This window comes from Mycobacterium sp. SP-6446 (assembly GCF_001954045.1).
Classification (GTDB): domain Bacteria; phylum Actinomycetota; class Actinomycetes; order Mycobacteriales; family Mycobacteriaceae; genus Mycobacterium.
Map to the genome: position 1 here is coordinate 1 of NZ_MBEM01000119.1, position 2,892 is coordinate 2,892.

Sequence of the window (2,892 nt, forward strand, 5' to 3'; positions counted from 1 at the left end):
TTCTCGGCCACCTGCGATACCGACAACCCATCGCTGATCACCGCCAACACGGCCTGATACCTCTGCTCGGCCACGCTTAACTCCCTCATCGAAGGAGTGTCAAGGATCAGCCGAAGTATCTGTCAACCATCAGCCGGAACACTGTCGGGCATCACCCGAAGGCGAAATGTCAATCATCAGCCGAGGTAATACACCGCACTCTGTGCCCCCGGCAGGATTCGAACCTGCGACACCGGCTTTAGGAGAGCCGTGCTCTATCCCCTGAGCTACGAGGGCGGACGGGCTGAGCTTACCGGGAAACGCTACGCAGACCGCCGGGCGCGAACGTCAGCGCAGCTCCGCGATGACCTTCGCGAACGCGTCGAGGTTGTTGTCCTGCACGGTGAAGGAGGTCAGCCCGTACTTTTCACGCAGTCCGGTCAGCGTGTCGGCCATCTCTCGGGGCGACCCGCTGAGCACCGACGTCATGGACAGCAATTGCTCATCGGAGAGGTCCGGCGCGTACTGACGGGTCATTCGCAGGTCGGGCGCGGTCTCGCCCTCGGGCGGCATCGCCGTGATCACCATGTTCAGCTCCAGCTGATCAAACCGATCGCCCGCAGCGTTGCGCACGAACTCGATGCGTTCGGCCAGCGGGTCGTCGACGTCTCGGACCCTGGCGCCGGTCAGCCCGATGATGTCCGCGTGCCGGGCGGCCAGGGTCAGCACCCGATCGCCGTTGCCGGCGATCAGGATTGGCGTCGTCGGATGGTGTTCCTTCAAGTAGGTCGTCATGTGTCCGAGGTAGTCGACCCGCGCTCCGGCGCTCGGGTAGGGCAGCTCCGCGGCCTCGAATTCTTCCTTGACATAGCCGGTTCCGAGCCCGATCTCGAGGCGGCCGTCGCTGAGCACATCCACCGCCTGCAGGTCCCTGCTCAGCAGGGCCGGCTTGTAGAACGCGGCATTGAGCACATACATGCTCAGCCGCAACCGCGTCGTCACCATCGCGACCGCCGTCAGCGTCGGGCACGGCGCCGCCGCGCCGAGATGGTCTGGCACGCATAGGATGTCGTATCCGAGGTCTTCCGCTCGCTTCGCCTTCTCCACCAATTTCTCGCGAGACTTGAAGAACCGCATGCTCATCGAGAAGCGAAAATCTTTGGCCACCAACAACCTCCGTTCAACCAGCTAACGACACTTACCAGGCGCGCGCGGCCGCCGCCAAGCCCTGCACCAGGGCGGTGGTGACCGGCGACAAGCCGTCGGGACCCGGGAGCGGGCTGCGCGGGCTCAGGCCCCTGACGCGAACGGACAGCTCCAGTTGTGTTCCGCCGCTGCGCACCCGGTTGACCGGGTTGTCGGGATGTAGACCCCGCAGTTCGGGCGGGATGTCGTCGAGATCGGTGACGACCTGATAGCCCGTCAGCCGGATGTGCCGGGCCAGGTGGGCGGCCAGCTCGCGATTGCGGCCGCCGGCCAGCAGCTGGGTGCTGCGACCGATGCGGCCATAGCCGTGCAGCGAGACCGCGACGTCGACATGATCGAGAAACTCGGCCAGCCGGGTCGATTCACCGGGCTGGAACAGGACCGAGGGCAGGTGGTGCGGGTAGTGGTCGGGATGGCGCACCACATACACCGACGCGTTGGCGGTCTCGGCGGCGCGTTCGGCGATGACGTCGGTCATCTGCTCCAGGCCGCCGCCGTGGATGGCAAGGAACCCGAAACGCGACCGCAGCTGGCTGGACTCGATCACGCCGGGTTGGTTCAACAACGCTGAAAGTGACTGTGGCCCAGGGCCAGAACGCGGTCTCGCCGATGCCGGGCGAGGCCAGCGTGCGGGGTCCCAGCGGTGCAGGAAGTCGATCCAGCGTTGCGGAAGCCCGTGGTGCACCGCGCCGTCGATGATCCGCGGCAGGTAGCCGGGCCGCGGCGGACCCGGAGTCACCCGGTGATCGATGTAGACCCAGGCCGGTGCCGCTCCGTCGTTGGTGTTCACGGTGAGCCGGTCGCGCCGGTAGCGCACCGGTACCCCCTCGGCGCTATCCAAGGTGGCCAGGTCGTGATCGGAGATCTGCCAGAGCACCCCGTGCACCTGGTTACCGGTAAATGGCTCGACGGTGGCCACCCCGCGCTCGTTGATCAGCCAGTCGTGGTCGGACAGGACCGCCGGTCGCGGATCGGCGGCGTCCGGACACCGCAGCGCCATTTGGTTGACGCACAGGTTCGACCCGTATGCGAAGTAGGGATGCCGGCGGGCCGGCATTTAGCCGGTCACCGTCAGCCAAATCAGCACCACGTTAAGCAGACTAATCATTATTCCGACAGTCCAGCCAATAGCGGTCGTGACGGGATGGTTGGTGTCGGTACCCATAAGCGTGCGATTGCTGGTCAACCGGATCAGCGGAAGCACCGCGAACGGGATGCCGAACGACAGCACGACCTGCGAGAGCACCAGGGTGCGCGTGGGGTCGAGATCGAGCGCCAGGATCGCCACGGCCGGGCAGAGCGTGATCAATCGCCGCACGAGCATGGGGATTGAGCGGTGCAGCAATCCCTGCATGATCATCGCGCCGGCGTACGCACCCACCGACGCCGACGCCAGCCCGGACGCAAGCAATCCGACCGCGAACAGCACCGCGATCGTCACTCCCAACGTGTTATGGACCGCGGTGTACGCACCCTCGATGGACCCGCTCGTTTCGCGCCCCTGCAGGTTGATGGCGGCGACCAGCAGCATCGCCGCGTTCACCGTCCCAGCAACCGCCATGGCGAGCACGACGTCCACCCGGGTGACCCGCAGCAGCCAGCGCCGGGGGGGGGGGGGCGCGGGGCGGCGCGGGGGGGGGGCCGGCCCCCCCCCCCCCCGCCGCCGCCCCCCCCGCCGCCCGCGGGCGCCGCCCGCCGCCCCCCCCC

General features: G+C 67.0%; 2 protein-coding genes, 1 tRNA gene and 1 pseudogene. All 4 read right to left on the reverse strand.

Annotated features, from left to right (window positions below; genetic code table 11):
• Positions 1-203 precede the first annotated feature (203 nt).
• Positions 204-276, reverse strand: a tRNA-Arg gene (locus A5736_RS10250).
• 51 nt (positions 277-327) lie between these two features.
• Complete coding sequence (locus A5736_RS10255) at positions 328-1,152, reverse strand: LLM class F420-dependent oxidoreductase (protein ID WP_083667297.1); 825 nt, start codon at positions 1,150-1,152, stop codon at positions 328-330.
• A 25-nt stretch (positions 1,153-1,177) separates the two neighbouring features.
• On the reverse strand, positions 1,178-2,242 hold the full coding sequence (locus tag A5736_RS10260) for a poly-gamma-glutamate hydrolase family protein (RefSeq protein ID WP_076245999.1): 1,065 nt from the start codon (positions 2,240-2,242) through the stop codon (positions 1,178-1,180).
• Positions 2,243-2,809 (reverse strand): annotated as a pseudogene (locus A5736_RS10265) (Nramp family divalent metal transporter); the annotation flags it as partial.
• Positions 2,810-2,892 lie beyond the last annotated feature (83 nt).

Coding starts and splice junctions, on each gene's coding strand:
- A5736_RS10260 (WP_076245999.1), bottom strand. CDS start 2,242: ATGCCGGCCCGCCGGCATCCCTACTTCGCATACGGGTCGAACCTGTGC.